The sequence below is a fragment of the Soonwooa sp. genome, assembly GCF_032062245.1.
In the GTDB taxonomy this organism is placed as follows: Bacteria; Bacteroidota; Bacteroidia; order Flavobacteriales; family Weeksellaceae; genus Soonwooa.
Genome location: NZ_DAMBQF010000005.1, coordinates 1 through 15,793, shown reverse-complemented (window position 1 = coordinate 15,793; position 15,793 = coordinate 1). Strand labels below are relative to the sequence as shown.

At 36.7% G+C, this 15,793-nt stretch carries 16 protein-coding genes; 5 read left to right on the top strand and 11 right to left on the bottom strand.

Annotation, left to right across the window (positions count from 1 at the left end; translation table 11 throughout):
• Window positions 1-98: 98 nt before the first annotated feature.
• Genes RT037_RS04475 through RT037_RS04460 form a run of 4 tightly spaced genes read right to left on the bottom strand, consistent with a single transcriptional unit; the run spans window position 99 to window position 3,268 of the window.
• Window positions 99-431: a bacteriophage spanin2 family protein gene (locus tag RT037_RS04475; RefSeq protein WP_079667573.1), complete on the bottom strand. Its 333-nt coding sequence runs from the start codon at window positions 429-431 to the stop codon at window positions 99-101.
• A 36-nt stretch (window positions 432-467) separates the two neighbouring features.
• Window positions 468-1,373, bottom strand: a complete 906-nt coding sequence (locus RT037_RS04470; RefSeq protein WP_312323505.1) for a YARHG domain-containing protein — start codon at window positions 1,371-1,373, stop codon at window positions 468-470.
• Window positions 1,363-2,013: a DUF2306 domain-containing protein gene (locus tag RT037_RS04465; RefSeq protein ID WP_312323507.1), complete on the bottom strand. Its 651-nt coding sequence runs from the start codon at window positions 2,011-2,013 to the stop codon at window positions 1,363-1,365. The genes RT037_RS04470 and RT037_RS04465 overlap by 11 nt, the downstream gene beginning before the upstream one ends.
• A 1-nt stretch (window position 2,014) precedes the next feature.
• Entirely contained in the window at window positions 2,015-3,268 is a 1,254-nt protein-coding gene (locus tag RT037_RS04460; protein WP_313028447.1) for an NAD(P)/FAD-dependent oxidoreductase, read from the bottom strand.
• 186 nt (window positions 3,269-3,454) lie between these two features.
• Here RT037_RS04460 and RT037_RS04455 point away from each other — a divergent pair, with 186 nt between their 5' ends.
• Window positions 3,455-3,952 carry an acyl-CoA thioesterase gene (locus RT037_RS04455; protein WP_313028446.1) on the top strand — a complete coding sequence of 166 codons (498 nt, stop codon included), beginning with the start codon at window positions 3,455-3,457 and terminating at the stop codon, window positions 3,950-3,952.
• A gap of 4 nt (window positions 3,953-3,956) precedes the next feature.
• A complete protein-coding gene (thiL, locus tag RT037_RS04450; RefSeq protein WP_312324770.1) occupies window positions 3,957-5,012 on the top strand; it encodes a thiamine-phosphate kinase in 1,056 nt (351 codons plus the stop codon).
• 73 nt (window positions 5,013-5,085) lie between these two features.
• Here thiL and RT037_RS04445 read toward each other — a convergent pair whose 3' ends face one another.
• Window positions 5,086-6,195 (bottom strand): glycosyltransferase, encoded by a 1,110-nt coding sequence (locus RT037_RS04445; RefSeq protein WP_313028444.1) that lies wholly within the window; start codon window positions 6,193-6,195, stop codon window positions 5,086-5,088.
• Window positions 6,195-6,419 (bottom strand): uroporphyrinogen decarboxylase, encoded by a 225-nt coding sequence (locus RT037_RS04440; RefSeq protein WP_312322290.1) that lies wholly within the window; start codon window positions 6,417-6,419, stop codon window positions 6,195-6,197. The genes RT037_RS04445 and RT037_RS04440 overlap by 1 nt, the downstream gene beginning before the upstream one ends.
• 162 nt (window positions 6,420-6,581) lie before the next feature.
• On the opposite strand from RT037_RS04440, the gene RT037_RS04435 reads away from it, so the two are divergent.
• On the top strand, window positions 6,582-9,110 hold the full coding sequence (locus RT037_RS04435) for an ATP-dependent Clp protease ATP-binding subunit (RefSeq protein ID WP_313028443.1): 2,529 nt from the start codon (window positions 6,582-6,584) through the stop codon (window positions 9,108-9,110).
• A 70-nt stretch (window positions 9,111-9,180) separates the two neighbouring features.
• On the opposite strand, the gene RT037_RS04430 is transcribed toward RT037_RS04435, so the two are convergent.
• Window positions 9,181-9,984: a M48 family metallopeptidase gene (locus RT037_RS04430; RefSeq protein WP_313028442.1), complete on the bottom strand. Its 804-nt coding sequence runs from the start codon at window positions 9,982-9,984 to the stop codon at window positions 9,181-9,183.
• A gap of 107 nt (window positions 9,985-10,091) precedes the next feature.
• Here RT037_RS04430 and RT037_RS04425 point away from each other — a divergent pair, with 107 nt between their 5' ends.
• Window positions 10,092-10,619, top strand: a complete 528-nt coding sequence (locus tag RT037_RS04425) for a DUF4251 domain-containing protein (RefSeq protein ID WP_312322295.1) — start codon at window positions 10,092-10,094, stop codon at window positions 10,617-10,619.
• A 23-nt stretch (window positions 10,620-10,642) separates the two neighbouring features.
• Here the strand turns inward: RT037_RS04425 and meaB are convergent, their stop codons facing one another.
• The gene (meaB, locus tag RT037_RS04420; protein ID WP_313028441.1) at window positions 10,643-11,629 is read right to left on the bottom strand and encodes a methylmalonyl Co-A mutase-associated GTPase MeaB; all 987 of its coding nucleotides are present in this window, start codon (window positions 11,627-11,629) and stop codon (window positions 10,643-10,645) included.
• 92 nt (window positions 11,630-11,721) lie between these two features.
• On the opposite strand from meaB, the gene RT037_RS04415 reads away from it, so the two are divergent.
• The gene (locus RT037_RS04415) at window positions 11,722-12,015 is read left to right on the top strand and encodes a hypothetical protein (protein WP_313028440.1); all 294 of its coding nucleotides are present in this window, start codon (window positions 11,722-11,724) and stop codon (window positions 12,013-12,015) included.
• A gap of 142 nt (window positions 12,016-12,157) precedes the next feature.
• Here the strand turns inward: RT037_RS04415 and scpA are convergent, their stop codons facing one another.
• The 3 genes from scpA to RT037_RS04400 all read right to left on the bottom strand — a co-directional run bounded on the left by scpA (window position 12,158) and on the right by RT037_RS04400 (window position 15,665).
• Window positions 12,158-14,278 (bottom strand): methylmalonyl-CoA mutase, encoded by a 2,121-nt coding sequence (gene scpA, locus RT037_RS04410; protein WP_079667545.1) that lies wholly within the window; start codon window positions 14,276-14,278, stop codon window positions 12,158-12,160.
• Window positions 14,279-14,363: 85 nt separating this feature from the next.
• Window positions 14,364-14,594 (bottom strand): putative signal transducing protein, encoded by a 231-nt coding sequence (locus tag RT037_RS04405; protein WP_313028438.1) that lies wholly within the window; start codon window positions 14,592-14,594, stop codon window positions 14,364-14,366.
• Between the two features lie 33 nt (window positions 14,595-14,627).
• Window positions 14,628-15,665 (bottom strand): quinone-dependent dihydroorotate dehydrogenase, encoded by a 1,038-nt coding sequence (locus RT037_RS04400; protein ID WP_312322299.1) that lies wholly within the window; start codon window positions 15,663-15,665, stop codon window positions 14,628-14,630.
• Window positions 15,666-15,793: the final 128 nt, after the last annotated feature.

The window sequence follows — 15,793 nt, the reverse complement described above, 5'->3', positions numbered from 1 at the left end:
ATACAAACTCATCACCAACAAAAAAGAACTTGATATATAAAACAAAAAACTCCCAAAATTTCGAGAGTTTTAATATTTTTAAAAAGATAAAGCAACTACTAAATCGGAATAAAAATTACCGCTGCAACCGCTGCAACTGCGATAATCACGCTCATCAAATAATCTGTTTTTTTGATTTCTCTAACTTCGCTTCTTAAGACTTCTTTTTGTTCGCCATTATTAAGTTTTCCGTAGATTTTATCAGCATCGACTTTTAGAACTTCCATTTTTATCGTTTGTGCATCGTTAGTTCTAATCGTGTATTTTTTATACAATTCCAAAGTGTTGTCATGCAATGGTTTTTGCACATCTACAACTCTCGTTTGACACGACGCTAACAATAGCAAAGAGAAAATCCCAAGGATTCCTAAATATTTTGAGAATAACTTCATTTTAAATTTTTTTCAAAAATAATAAAATAGTCTTACTTATCGACCAAAGCTGTCATAATTATCTTCCGCATATTTTATCATACGACTAAGAAGCGCAACATTTTCTTTCTCCATCGGCGATAGATCATTATCCACGTTATTAGAAACAGGAATATACCAATCTTGATAATCGAAAAATTGTCTATAAGTTTCTTTTTTAAATGAATAACCATGACGTGCAAACACTGCATTTTTGATAATTTCCATGTCAAGTTTTTTCATGTTTTTAAGATCTTTTTCTTCAAGTTTTTGCGTAGACGCATTTATTTTAAAAATCGCATCAGACGCATAACGTTGTTGTTCAACATCATAAGTTTGTGTTTTTCCATTTTCATCTTCATAGCTGCCTTTTCCTTTTTTAGTTGTTGTCCAATCCACAATATCCGAGTGGTCACGATCCAACATAAAATTAGGATTATAAGCAAAATCCTTTTTCAACAATCGAACAATTTTTTCAGGAAACTTAACTTTTTCTCTGTTAAAAACTTTCCAATCGCCAACCAAACTATCTTTTCTGAGACCTATTGTAAAACGTCCATCCGTTTTATCATCACCAGGTTCGTCGAGGATAAATTTTTGCGTATGTTCATTATAAATTCCACGAAAAGGACGTTGGTTGCCATTAACAACACTGTAACCATATACACTATCTTTTGTAATTCTGTTAATCTTAACCGATAGTTTTTTGATGATGTAATTGTCCTCCATATTCTCAGCATTAGGATTATATACAGTCTCGAAATCCCCTGTATAAACCCCATACAACTCTTTATGAAACTCTGGTTCTACAACAGCAGCAACAGAATCTTTTTTAGTCTCATCTTTTTTGACTTCAGTATCTTTTTTGCATGAACTTAGTCCAAGTGAAGCAGCGACCAATGCAAGAATTAAATTAGTTTTCATAGTTTAATTTTTTCTTTCTTTTTATTAAATATTCGACCAATAAGATGTTTGGAATCCAACCCAACCAAGCAATGATTTGGTAAACGTCCATTGGATTAGGATGGAATAAATATACTAAAATTACTTTCCACAAACGCAAGGTTACCGCTGAAAAACACAAGGCGTAACTTCGCCACATCCAATGTTGGTGCGCTTGGATATTTCGATTTCTTATTTCCTGATAAGCTTTGTAAGTTGTATAAAACCAAAGAATTCCGAGGATGATAAACGAAATTTTCGAGAAGATTCCGCCATTCGCAAAAAAACCCATGTAGATACCTGATGTTGATGAAAATAGCAAAGTTAAAATCACATAGATTCTCCCCGATAAACGATGCAGAGTTTTTAAACTTTTATTAAAAAATAAAGCCACAAATCCAGCAATCAACACAAAAATACTGGTGTACACATGGGTATGGAAAATCGTCAAATATTCTGGTCGTGCCTCAACTTCGGTTTGTTTAATTGCTAAAAAATTAGCCATCGAATTGTAAGGAATGTACAATAATGTTATTCGCAACATCAACACAAAAAAGTAGATAAAACCGAGCAAAATTGCGGCTTTAAAAATATTGTGCTGAATATTTTGCTTAATTAACATATTATCTCATATTAAGTTCTTGCGCGATGAGCCAAGCTTCGCTCCAACAAGCTTGGAAGTTAAATCCACCTGTTATCGCATCGATATTTAAAACTTCGCCCGCCAAAAACAAATTCGGAACCACTTTGCTTTCCATGGTTTTGAAATTAATTTCTTTGAGGTCAACACCACCAGCCGTTACAAACTCATCTTTGAAGGTGCTTTTTCCTTCTACCTGCAATTTCATTTCGCAAAGATTTCCAGCCAAAACTTGCATTTCTTTTTTGCTGATATTCGAAATCTGCTTTTCAGAATCTACTTTTGAATACGCTAAAAGGCTGTTCCAAAAGCGATTGGTGACATTATAGATTTTGCTTTGTCCAATGGTCTTTTTCGGATTACTTTCTTTAAAACCAATAAAATCCTCCTCCGCTTCTTGTATCGACTTAGAAATAAAATTAACCAAAATCTCAAACTTGTAATTTTCGCGTGCCAACAATCTTGCGCCCCAAGCAGACAATTTGAGAACCGCTGGGCCACTAAGTCCCCAATGTGTTATTAACAAAGGACCGCTTTCTTCTAGTTTTAATTTTGGAATGCTGACTTCTGCCCATTCGAAGCTGGTGCCCGGATGTTCGGCCAGCAAAGGATTTTTGATATTAAAGGTAAATAACGACGGTACCAAACTCACGATTTTGTGACCAAGATTTTCGACCAATTTCAGAGATTTTGGTGCACTTCCTGTTGTAAAAACAACATAATCCGCTGAAAAATTTCCCGATTTTGTTTCGATTAAAAACTGATCTTCGGTTTTAGAAATTTGGCTTACCGTTGCTTGGGTAATGACCTCAACATTTTTGTTTTTGGTTTCGGTTTGTAACGCATTAATGATGCTTTGCGATTGATTGCTCTCTGGAAAAATACGATTGTCATTTTCGATTTTTAAAGATACGCCTCGGCTCTCAAACCACTCCATTGTGTCGCCTGGCTGAAATTTGCTGAAAACACTGCGCAATTCTTTTTCGCCGCGTGGATAGAACTTCACCAAATCTTGCGGATCAAAACAAGCGTGCGTCACGTTGCAACGTCCTCCTCCAGAAATTTTCACTTTTTGGAGAACATCTTTGTTTTGTTCTAAAATTTTGATTTGATATTTATTTTCGTCCAGATTGGCTGCGCAGAAAAAGCCTGCAGCGCCGCCTCCGATGATTACAACTTGCTTCATCAACCTTATGCTATAGATTTTAGTTTCAAAAGTACGATTTTTATAAACCATCTTTATTGACTAATTTTGAATCTTTGAATTTTTGCAATAGGGATGGAAGCGGCATCCTTTTTCCGGAGTGAGGTGGCGGAGCGCAGCGGATCCCACCGAGCGGAGGGAAAAGATATAGCGAACAGCCCGACCCGAGCGGCTGCCAAAAGCTGTGGCGAGGGAATTGCCCAAAATAATAGACAAAACATGGAAAAATATTTTTATAAATTCGATGTGAGATGGAGCGACATCGATGCGAACCGCCACCTTGCCAACTCGTCGTACATGGCGTATTGCGCACAAGCGAGAATGGCTTTTATGAACAAAGAAAAAATGGGATTGGCGCAGCTTAATCGTTGGGGAATTGGTCCTGTGATTTTGCACGAAAGATTTTCGTTTTTTAAAGAAATCTATGCCGATCAAGTGGTATATGTTAGTGTAGAAATTGCTGGAAACTCCGAGGATGCGTCGATTTATCAATTTGTACATAACTTCTATTTGCCAGATGGTACACATTGCGCGATTGCCGAAGCGACAGGCGTTTGGATTGATATGATGTTGAGAAAAACGACAACGCCGCCAGATGATATTATTTTGGCTTTGGATAAATATAAAACGTCTGACACAAAGATTATGACGAGAGAAGACATTAAGAATCTGCCTTTCCGACCAGCGAATATCGATCCTGAAATTTTTAGTATTTAAGATTATGTTTGAAGATAAATCACAAGAATTAACGCCCATCTCCAAACTTGGAGAATTTGGTCTGATAAAGCATCTTACCGAACATTTTCCGTTGGAGAATTCGACTTCGGAATTGGGTGTTGGCGACGATGCTGCCATCATAAATCCTGATGGAAAAAAAGTGGTGGTTACAACGGATGTCTTGGCAGAAGGTGTGCATTTCAACTTGGGTTATGTTCCGCTAAAACATTTGGGATACAAAGCGGTTGTGGTTAACCTTAGCGACGTTGCTGCGATGAATGCTATGCCAACACAGATTTTGGTTTCGTTGGCAGTTTCTAACCGTTTTCCTGTGGAAGCTTTGGAAGAATTGTATGCTGGAATTCAGTTGGCTTGCAAGCATTACAAAGTGGACTTAGTTGGCGGAGACACAACGAGTTCCAACTCTGGTTTGGTGATGAGCATCACAGCAATTGGCCTCGAAAATGAAGACGAAATTGTTAAAAGAAGCGGTGCAAAGCCCAATGATCTCTTGATAGTTTCTGGTGATTTGGGTGGCGCTTATTTAGGACTTCAGATCTTGGAAAGAGAGCATTCGGTGTTCTTGTCAAACCCAAATATGCAACCTGAAATGGAAGGTTACGACTACATCCTCGAACGTCAACTAAAACCTGAAGCAAGAACGGATGTTAAAAATACTTTGAAAGAGTTAGGCATCAAACCTACGTCTATGATTGATATTTCGGATGGTTTGGCGTCAGAAGTTCTTCATCTTTCTGATCAATCTAAAGTTGGTTTCCGCGTTTATGAGGAGAAAATTCCGTTGGATAATTTAACGATGAGCACAGCCGAAGAATTGAATCTAAATCCTGCAATGGCAGCGCTTAACGGCGGTGAAGATTATGAATTGTTGTTCACGATCGCACCTGAAGATTTTGATAAAATCGTTGGACATCCAGATTTTAGTATTATCGGTCACGCTACTGAATTAAATGATGGCAATCACCTTATCGCACGAGGTTCTAACCAAATGATTCCGCTTACAGCGCAAGGTTGGGATGCTTTTTTGAATAAAGAGTAATTTGATAATTAGAAGGCTTTCAGAGCTTTGAAACTCTGAAAGCCTTGTTGGAAATACTAAATGCAAAAAGACCTCAATTGAGGTCTTTTTTATGTTTTTCGATGGCGCTTTTGACAACATCAATTATTTTTAATTCTTCATTTTCCCAACAAAGTTCTTCGGAAGCTTTATCAAGATTGTCTTTATAGAAAGTTTTTCCGTTGTTGAGGACAATATTAATTTTGTCAGCAAGATGTTTTGGATCGTGTGAAGTAATGGTTTCCCCAACTCCAAATCCTGTTGCAATCCTTTTTAATTCAGGGAAATCCGAAACAACAACAGGCACCTTCGCTTGGACATAATCCGAAATTTTATTGGGTAAGGAGTAATAATAACTGAGTCCTTTATTTTCTTCAATGCTGAGCCCAACATCAGCAGTAGGTGTTATTTTTCGTAAATCCGCAGGATAAAGTTTGCCAAGAAATTCAACTTTTTCTAGGACTTTATATTCTTCTGCAATTGCACGAAACTCAGTTTCCATTGGTCCGCCACCAGCAATTTTTAAAACCGCATTATCGACATATTGCATGGCCATAATGGCTTTATCAATTCCTCTAGAATAGTTAAGCCAACCTTGGTACAAAATAATTTTTTTTTGCTCCGAATCAATCTGTTGTACATCTTGTTTTCGTGGAAGATTCCTAACAACTGTTGGCCTTTTTATGCGATATTCTTTTACAAACCAATCTGCATAAGAATCGCTAGCTGTTATCATATTTTCCAGCTTGTGAAAATAATTTTTTTCGATCCATTTCCAAAATTTCTGTGACGTTTTACCTTGCACAGAAGGCATTTCGCTAAACATTTCGTGGCTATCAAAAATCAAAGGAATATTTAATTTTTTGGAAAGTTTAAAATTTGGAAGAATCGTTTCTAAATCATTGGAGTATAAAACGGAATTTTTGTCAGTTCTTTTCTTTAATTCTTTATAAAGTTTGAACATAAATTCCGGATAAGCTAACTTCAAAGTTTTGGATTTCAATGGAATGCGCGTTACAGGATAACTACGTTGCATGTCTGGCGCGCCTCCCCAATCGTTGCCTATTAGCTCAACATCGTAACCATTATCAATAAGTGTTTGACAAGTTTTTTCGACACGTTGGTCGGTGTAAAGATTACTGAAAACACTTACTATAATTCGCATTAAGTTGATTTTTTAATAAAAATATGATAGACTTGGACCAAAGCCAAAATCCCATTTGGAATGATAACTGGCCAAAGCAATCCGTTATAAATACCATAAATGACGAAGCAAACGCAACCGAAAAAATTAATAATCCTGATGCTTCTTACTTTGCTCGTCAAAAAGCTACCAATGATGAATACAGAAGCTAAATAGCCAACGTACTCTACCCAATTATTGTCCATGATTTTTAGTTTCAACAAACTTACTGAATTTTAAAAATTCTAGAAAAAATAATGTCAGAAAGTCCATTTTTTTAGAATGGTAGCAAATTTGCAAAACAAAAAGTGTAAAATTCAATATTTTTTGTTGTAATTTTATTTTAACTATTAACACGGAGATAAAAAATGGATTATAAATTTTCAGATGGTTTGAACCGCGTGTTCAAACAGAGTAAAAACGAAGCAAGGCGTCTCCAAAGCGAGTTTCTAAACACCGAACATTTTTTGTTAGGTATTATTAAAACAGAAAACTCTGCTAAAGAAATCCTTGAAGGTCTTAACGCAGACCTAACACAAATCCGAAGAAAAATCGAAACATTGAGCACAGCAAATAGCAATCCGTTTGTTAGCAATATGGGAAGTATCTCTCTTACCAAAATGGCTGATCAATCGGTAAAACGTTCTGAGCTTGAGTGCAGACAATATCAGTCTTCGGAAATTAATACGGTGCATCTTTTGTTAGGTATTCTTTATAAACAAGAAGATCCGACTTCACATATTTTGCAGGCTTACGACATCGACTACGAGCGTGTACAATCTGATTATCAAAAAATGTTGAAAAACACAGATCAACTACCACAAAACAGTGCTTACGATGACGATGACGAGAGAGAAGATTTTTCTCAAATGAAAAAACCAACTGGTAATCTAGGAACTGGTAAAAGCAAAACGCCAACTTTGGATAATTTCGGGAGAGATTTGACGGCTTTGGCTAAAGATGATAAGCTTGATCCTGTTATCGGTAGAGAAAAAGAAATCGAAAGAGTATCGCAAATTCTTTCTCGTAGAAAGAAAAACAACCCACTTCTTATCGGTGAGCCTGGTGTTGGTAAATCAGCAATTGCAGAAGGTCTAGCACTTAGAATTCATCAGAAAAAAGTGTCGCGCGTCCTTTTCGGAAAACGTGTTATTACTTTAGATTTGGCGAGTTTGGTTGCTGGGACTAAATATCGTGGGCAGTTCGAAGAACGTATGAAAGCGATAATGACTGAGTTGGAGAAAAACCGCGACGTCATCCTTTTCATCGATGAGTTGCATACTATTGTTGGAGCAGGAAGTTCTACAGGAAGTTTGGACGCTTCTAATATGTTCAAACCTGCATTGGCACGTGGCGAAATCCAAGTAATTGGTGCAACGACTTTGGACGAATATCGACAGTATATCGAGAAAGATGGTGCTTTAGAAAGACGTTTCCAAAAAGTTATGGTAGAGCCAACTTCTATCGAGGAAACAATCCAAATTTTGCATCAAATTAAAGATAAATACGAAGAACATCACAATGTACATTATAGTGACGAAGCGATTAATGCTTGTGTTAATTTGACGGCGCGTTACATCACAGACCGTTTTTTACCAGATAAAGCGATTGACGCAATGGATGAAGCTGGATCTCGTGTTTATATTAAAAACATGAAAGTTCCGACAGAGATTATCGATTATGAGGCTAAAATCGAGGAAGTTAAAGAGCACAAGCAACAAGCTGTTAAAAAGCAAGATTATCTTGAAGCTCGTAAACTGAAAGATGAAGAGGAGCGTTTACAAATCGAACTTAATCTTGCTCAGGAAAATTGGGACAAAGATGTAAAAGAGAAAAAAGAAGAAGTTACCGAGGAAAATGTTGCCGAAGTTGTATCGATGATGAGTGGCGTTCCTGTTACCAAAGTTGGCAAAAACGAACTGGACAAACTTTCTGCGATGGATAACAAACTTAACGGTAAAGTTATCGGTCAAGAAGAGGCTGTTAAAAAAGTTGTTAAAGCCATCCAACGTAACAGAGCTGGACTTAAAGATCCTAACAGACCTATCGGAACCTTTATTTTCTTAGGAACAACAGGTGTTGGTAAAACCGAATTAGCCAAAGTTATGGCGCGCGAATTATTCGATTCTGACGATGCTTTGATCCGCATCGATATGAGTGAATATATGGAGAAATTTGCGGTGTCTAGATTGGTTGGCGCGCCTCCTGGATATGTTGGTTACGAAGAAGGTGGACAATTGACGGAAGCTGTTAGACGTAAGCCTTATGCAGTCGTTCTTTTAGATGAAATCGAAAAAGCGCATCCTGATGTATTCAATATTTTATTACAAATCTTGGATGAAGGTCACGTAACGGACAGCTTGGGTAGAAAAATTGATTTCCGTAACACGATTATCATTTTAACATCTAACATTGGGACTAGAGATCTTAAAGACTTTGGTGATGGTGTCGGATTTGGTACTTCTGCAAAGAAAACAACCAGCGATGCTCGTGCGAGAGGAACTATCGAAAATGCTTTGAAGAAAGCTTTCGCTCCAGAATTCTTGAATCGTATTGATGACATTATTATCTTCAACTCTCTTGAGAAAGATGACATCAAGAAAATTATCGATCTTGAACTTAACAAATTGTATTCTAGAATCGAAAAGTTAGGTTACAAAGTACAATTAACAGATGAAGCGCGTGACTTTATTGCCGAAAAAGGTTGGGATAAAGACTTTGGTGCGCGTCCATTAAAACGTGCAATCCAAAAGTACATCGAAGATCTTTTGGCTGAAATGTTGGTTAACAAACAAATGAAAGAAGGACAATTGGTAACGCTTAAACTTAATGATGCTAAAGATGCATTGGAAAGTGAAGCGCCAAAAAAAGAGCGTAAAAAAGAAAGCGCTGAATAATATTATTTCATATCAAATGAAAACGGGCACTCAAATTTGAGTGCCCGTTTTTTATTTTAAATTTTAAAAATTATTTTCCGCCTGCAGCCCTATAATATTCTAAAGCTTGTGGCATTGCTTCATTAATATCTGCAATTCTACTCGATGGATTTGGGTGAGTTGACAAGAATTGAGGTACCGCACTACCTTTAGAAGAAGCTTCCATTCTTTCCCAAAAAGCTGGTGCTGTTCTTGGATCGTAACCAGCCATCCCCATAAGATATAATCCCATTTTATCAGCTTCTCGCTCTTGTTTTCTTCCGTAAGCTAATAATCCTACTTGTGCCCCAATTGGATAAACTTGCTGGAAAATACTAGCCCACTGTGCATTGTTAATTGAACTTCCCAAAATAGAACCACCATATTGTGCAAGCATAGCTTGAGAAATACGTTCGTTACCGTGACCTGCCAAAGCATGAGAGATTTCGTGTCCCATAACAACAGCTAAACCATCATCATCCTTAGTAACAGGAAGAATTCCAGTATAGACTGCAACCTTACCACCTGGCATACACCAAGCATTAAGTTGAGAATCTTGCAAAAGGTTAAACTCCCAATTATAATTCGCCAAGTCAGATTGTCGACCAATGCTTGTATAGTATTTTTCTGCAGCTTGTTTTATACGGTTTCCGACATTTTTTACACGGTTAGCATCGGCTGTACCAGTAATAACTTTTGCTTTTGACAAAGTTGTTTTGTATTCTTGAGATGCCATTGTAGCGATCTCAGAATTGTTTGCTATTTGTAACGAAGAACGTCCTGTTACGGGATTCGTTACACAGGCCATCAATGACATTGATATTGCGCCTAGTCCTAATATTTTTGTTACTTTCATAGTTTAGGATTTTATAAATATTTTCCAATTAACAATTATTATTCCAAATATCTGAAATCAAATTCTAATTAGCATTAATTTTGCTGTATTCACAACAAAAGTTAATTATGAAAAAGTTTAGTTTAATCATATTTTGTCTCGCTTTATTATCATTAAGTTCGTGTTCTACGCAAAACTATATGGAAACCACAGCGGTAGACGCAGTTATCGAAAAAGCAGAATTTACGTTTAATGCTAAATCGGCTCTGCCTACCAATTTGGATGTCATTAATGTTATGAATTCTATTCCTGGCGCGACTTCATCAAGAGTTACAAATTTGGACAGTGGTTATGGATTTGATTTAAAATCGGACAAACTAGAAGTGACACTTCCCTATTTTGGAAGATTATACAACGCAAGTTATGGCGACTTTAATAAGAATTCTTTCAGATTCGAATCTAAAGATTTCCGAGTTTCAAAAACCCAAAATAAAAAAGGAAATTGGGTGGTAACAATTAATGTCAACGACCAATCGAATACACCAACATTTATTTTGGAAGTATTCAAAAACGGAAGCGCATTTTTATCCATCAACGCTAACGACAGACAACCAATAAGTTACGACGGTTATATCTCAAATTTAAATACAAAATAGAATTTAATTTTTTTTAAATCTTACTAAGACTTCAACAATTTATTAACAAACTCACGTGCTTCAGAACTTGGATTAGACAACAATTCTGAAGCATTTTTTTTATGTTCATTAAAAGCTTCATCCAATTGTTGATTCTTTTTTGTTTGTTCTAAAATATAAGCTTGAACCCAATATTGAAAACGTTTTTCACCTTGTAGTTGTCGAACTTCTTCAAAACGTCCGCTTGATTTTTTTAAAGAAATAAAATCATCGATTTTTTCGTAAACATTTTCTAAACCTTGATGATTAAGCGCTGAGCCAAGCAAAACTGGGACTTTCCAGTCTTTTTCTTTTGGTGGCATAAATTGAAGTGCACGCGTTAATTCCAGCTTTGTATTTTTAGCTTGTTGAAGATTCTCATCCGACACTTTATTAATGAAAATAACGTCTACCATTTCCATAATGCCGCGTTTGATGCCTTGTAACTCGTCACCACCGCCGATAATTTTTAAAAACAAAAAAACATCGGAAATATCGGCAACCAAAACTTCGCTCTGTCCTACGCCAACGGTTTCTATCAAGATATAATCATATCCGGCTGCTTCACAAATTAACATGGTTTCAAAAGTTGCATTGGCAACGCCGCCCAGAAATCCAGAACTCGGACTTGGACGGATAAACGCGTTTGGATCTTTAGCAAGATCTTCCATTCTGGTTTTATCACCGAGAATACTACCTTTGTTAATCGCAGAACTTGGATCAATTGCAAGCACCGCAACTTTCTTTCCGTTCTTGATGGCGAGTTGTCCAAAACTCTCAATAAACGTCGATTTTCCCGCTCCTGGAACGCCTGTAATACCAACCCGAATTGATTTTCCTGTTAATGGCATAATCGCTTTAAGAAGTTGCTCGGCTTTTTCGCGATGTTCCAACTTCTTACTTTCAACCAATGTTATCGCCTTAGCAATCAATCTTTTATCACCAGATTTTATACCTTCAACTAAAGTTTCTAAGGATATTTCAACGCTCATCTTGAGAATTTGGAATGTTTATAAATTGTTTTTATATCTGAGTAGTTTCAGTTTTAATTTATAAATTTGAAATAACTCAAAGATCAAAAATAATGAAAAAATACCTATATACCGCTGTTTTTGCATTGACTTTGGTATATTCTTGTACCTCAAGAAATACTGCAAATAACGAAGGAAGTTCATACGGTATTACCAAAGAACAAATGGCAACAGCGAAAACGTTGTTTGACGCAAGATGTGGAAAATGCCATGATTTACCAGCAACAACAGACCATACAGCTAGCGAATGGAAACCGATTGTCGAAAGAATGGCGCCTAAAGCAAAACTAAGCGCCGAGGAAGGAACTTGGTTATTGGCTTACGTAAGTGCCAACGCAAAAAACTAAACCCAATCACATTTTTATATTAAACGGAACGCGTTTTTCAGAAATGGAAAGCGCGTTTTTATTTCACAACAAATTGAATTTAAATAAAAAAATCTTCAGGCATTCCTGAAGATTTTCTTTTCAATATATTTAATAAACGTGATTATTTAACCAACATTTTTTCTAAAATTTCTACGGCACATTTTGGAAGATTAGTTCCGGGACCAAAAATATGGTCAGCGCCGTTGGCATACAAAAATTCGTAATCTTGCTGCGGTATAACACCACCAACAACTACTGTAATATCTTCTGCACCTAGCTTTTTTAATTCTTCAACAACTTGTGGCACAAGAGTTTTGTGTCCCGCAGCCAGAGAAGAAACACCTAAAATATGAATATCATTTTCGATGGCTTGTTTTGCAACCTCTTCTGGCGTTTGAAACAATGGCGCAACATCCACATCAAATCCCATATCAGCAAAGGCTGTCGCAACAACTTTGGCACCACGGTCGTGTCCGTCCTGCCCCATTTTTGCGACCATAATTCTTGGACGACGTCCTTCTTCTTCCTCGAATTTTTCGGTTAGTTTTACCGCTTTATCGAAGTATTCATTTTTACCAGCATTCATAGCATATACACCCGAAATAGTTTTGATATTGGCTTTATAACGACCAAAGCTCTCTTCCATCGCATCCGACATTTCGCCCAAAGTAACACGACGACGTGCTGCTTCGATACATAAAGCTAAAAGATTACCTTCCGTGGTTTTCGCAGATTGACGAATTTGATTCAAGATATCTTCAACAGCGGCATTATCACGCGTTGCTTTGATGTTGTTAAGTCTTTCGATTTGCTTTTGACGAACCACAGAATTATCAATATCCAGAATCTCAATATCTTCTTGTTTTAACTGAGATTTAAACGAGTTAACACCAATGATAAATTCTTCTCCACTGTCAATTTTAGCTTGTTTAATGGCTGCTGCTTCCTCAATTCTCATCTTTGGAATACCTGCTTCTATTGCTTTTGTCATCCCACCTTCTTTCTCAACCTCATCGATGTACTTCATCGCTTCTTCAATCATCTGTTGCGTCAAGGCTTCCACCAAATCTGAGCCGCCCATTGGGTCAACAACATTGCAAATGCCGCTTTCTTGCTGCAGAATAATCTGTGTATTTCTCGCAATTTTCGCCGAATAATCTGTAGGTAACGCAATTGCCTCATCCAAGGCGTTTGTGTGCAAAGATTGCGTTCCGCCCAAAGCCGATGACAAAGCTTCGATAGCAGTTCTTGTAATATTGTTAAATGGCTCCTGCTCTGTCAAACTCCATCCAGAAGTTTGTGAGTGCGTTCTTAGAGCCAAAGATTTTTGATTTTGAGGATTGAACTGTGTTAAAAGATTTGCCCAAATATAACGAGCTGCACGCATTTTGGCGATTTCCATGAAGTGATTCATTCCGATTGCCCAGAAAAATGATAAACGTGGTGCGAAATCATCAACATTCATCCCAGCTTTTATCCCCGTTCTAACATATTCTAAACCATCAGCAAGTGTATAAGCCATCTCTAAAACTGGCGTTGCACCAGCTTCCTGCATGTGATAACCCGAAATAGAAATCGAATTAAACTTAGGAATATTTTTAGAAGTGTATTCAAAAATATCAGCGATAATCTTCATGGACGGCGTTGGTGGATAAATATAAGTATTACGCACCATAAACTCCTTAAGGATATCATTTTGGATAGTTCCAGAAAGTAAATCTTGAGAAACGCCTTGCTCTTCCGCAGCAACAATATAGAATGACAAAATCGGCAAAACCGCACCATTCATGGTCATCGAAACCGATATTTGGTCTAAAGGAATTTCGTTGAACAAAATCTTCATATCCTCCACAGAGTCAATTGCAACACCCGCTTTCCCGACATCACCAACCACTCTTGGATGGTCAGAATCATAACCTCTATGCGTCGCCAAATCAAATGCTACCGACAATCCTTTTTGTCCAGCCGCCAAGTTTCTTCTGTAGAAAGCATTGGATTCTTCCGCTGTTGAAAACCCTGCATATTGACGAATGGTCCAAGGTTTTTGAACATACATCGTGGAATAGGGTCCACGCAAGTAAGGCGCAATCCCTGCAGAATATGATTTTTCGGTTAAATTTTGAGAATCAGCAGCTGTATACGAAGACTTTAGTTGAAGTCCATCTTTTTCGAAATAGTAGATTTCTGGCTCGGTATATTGAATATTAAAATCAGGCTTTGTCGCCTTTATGGCTTGTCGCATAATGGGATTTTTATCTTTGTAAATTTACAACTTTTAGAGGACTTTATCTTACAATAAAGCCTTAATATGGAATTTTGAACTAAAATTATTCGTTATCTTCTTGCTCATAAAAACTCTCCAAAAGCTGTTTTGCAGTTTCAAGATTTTCTTCTGCAACTTTTAGCTGGACACCGTCAGAAGTCAAATTGAAAACATTATAAGTATTTGCCAACACATTGCCGAACACAAAACATTCGACATCATTGGCTTCCAAAAAAGCCTTTATCATTTGGGCTTCAGGTTCTGTATTAAAAACTTTTAGCGTTACAAGTTCCATATTTTTTAAATTTAAATAAAAAACTCAATTAAGTTATCTTGGAAGACGACTTGCTCTTTTCAGAAGTTCAGCATTAATATCATTAATTAATTGTGGACCTTCGTAAATGAAACCAGTGTATAATTGTACCAAACTAGCTCCTGCATCCAGTTTTTCCATTGCATCTTTTGTAGAATGAATCCCGCCTACACCAACAATTGGAAAGGCACGATTGCTTTTATCCGCTAGATATTTTATCATTTTTGTACTACGTTCACGAATTGGTTTTCCGCTTAAGCCACCATTTCCGATTTCAGATAAAATTTCGGGAGAAGTTTTTAAACCTTCGCGATTAATAGAGGTGTTAGAGACGATTACACCGTCAATTTTAGTTTCAGCAATCAAGTCGATAATTTCATCCAATTGATTGTTATTAAGATCTGGTGCTATCTTTAGTAAAATAGGTTTTGGGTTTGCTTTAGAAACATTGATTTTTTTCACTTCTGTGATCAACTCTCGCAGATATTCAACATCTTCCAATTTGGCGTGACTTCCAACATTCGGACAACTTACATTCAAAACAAAATAATCCACATGAGGATGAAGGCCTTCGAAACAATCCAAATAATCTTGGGTGTAATTTTCGGGAGTCGTGTTGGTGTTTTTTCCAATATTTCCACCGATGATGATTTTTCCTTTATTGGTTTTCAATTTTTCGATTGCGGCATCCAAACCATCATTATTAAATCCCATTCGGTTGATAATTCCGCCGTCTTCAATCAATCGGAATAGGCGTTTTTTTGGATTTCCAGCTTGCGCTTTTGGCGTTACAGTTCCGATTTCTACAAAGCCAAATCCTAAATCCGCTAGCTCATTAAAAAGAACTGCATTTTTATCAAATCCTGCTGCTAAGCCTACTGGATTTTTAAATTTCAAACCAAAAACTTCTCGTTCCAAACGCTTATCAACAATAGGTTTTGGAAGAAATAATCTGGTTAAAAAACCAAAATTCTTAAGCATTGAAAATGTAAAGTGATGGACTTCTTCAGGATCGAATTTGAAGAGAATTGGACGTATGATACTTTTGTACATCAAAGAAAAGTTTTACAAATTTAGTCAAATCTAAAGTGATATTAACTTATTTGGTTAAAATTAACATATAATAACTCGTAGTGCATTATTAAATTAATTCAATTTTAAGTCTATTCATTTTTCTATTG